Annotated in this window: 1 protein-coding gene; it reads left to right on the top strand. The window is 44.6% G+C overall.

Annotated features, from left to right (window positions below; all coding sequences use genetic code 11):
• Nucleotides 1-105: 105 nt before the first annotated feature.
• On the top strand, nucleotides 106-873 hold the full coding sequence (istB, locus tag ACFSCZ_RS17090; protein WP_380775636.1) for an IS21-like element helper ATPase IstB: 768 nt from the start codon (nucleotides 106-108) through the stop codon (nucleotides 871-873).
• Nucleotides 874-910: the final 37 nt, after the last annotated feature.

Here is a 910-nt window from a genome sequence, read left to right as displayed (position 1 = left end):
CAATCTCTGATATTCCGGGATCCGGGGCCATTTCCGAGTATTACAACGAAAAAGCTTCCGTCAGGGAACTGGATGGCTACCTGAAGATCTTGGGAGGTGCCTGAGATGGATTTTTCAGTCGAAGATTTACAGAAACAGTTTCAACGTCTAAGAATGGCGGAGACTTCAAAAGTACTTCCGACTTTTTTGAGAAAGGCAGAGTCTCAAACATGGACATATCAGGAGTTTCTCCGCGAACTACTTTCGTACGAGGAAAAACGGCGTGAAGAAAAAATGATTGAAAAGCATCTGAAATGGGCAAAGTTTCCTTACCAAAAGAGCCTTGATGAGTTTGACCTTAAAGAACTTCCAACACTCAGTGAGAGGCAGTTAAGGCAACTCCAGGAGCTCTCATGGCTGGAAGAATCATTCAATTTGATATTCTTGGGCCCACCGGGCGTTGGGAAAACCCATATTGCCATTGGACTGGGATTGGAAGCAATTAACAGAGGATACCGGGTGTCATTCATCTCCATGGGGGAGTTGGTCCCCCTGTTGAAGAGTGAAGAGTACCTTCGAAAATCCCAGCTGCAGCTGAAACGGATCAGAGGTGCTGACCTTGTCATCATTGATGACCTGATGTACATGGCCATGGATCAGAATGAAGCAAATCTGTTCTTTCATCTGATCAATTATCTCTATGAACGAAGTTCTATCATTCTAACATCAAACAAAGGACCAGAAGAGTGGGGAGAGTTACTTGGGGACCAGGGTATTACTACGGCGATCCTTGATCGCCTTCTCCACCGCTCTGAAGTTCTACACTTTGACGGAGCCAGTCACAGGATCAAATATCGTGAGACTTTATTTCAAGCGAAAAGTGTTCAAAATTAATGAGCAGAAACTGTTCAGAACTACTTGACGGTTACAC

It is taken from the genome of Siminovitchia sediminis, from assembly GCF_042680885.1.
GTDB lineage: Bacteria > Bacillota > Bacilli > Bacillales > Bacillaceae_C > Siminovitchia > Siminovitchia sediminis.
This window is presented reverse-complemented; position numbering and strand designations above follow the sequence as displayed.

Coding starts and splice junctions, on each gene's coding strand:
- istB (WP_380775636.1), top strand. CDS start 106: ATGGATTTTTCAGTCGAAGATTTACAGAAACAGTTTCAACGTCTAAGA.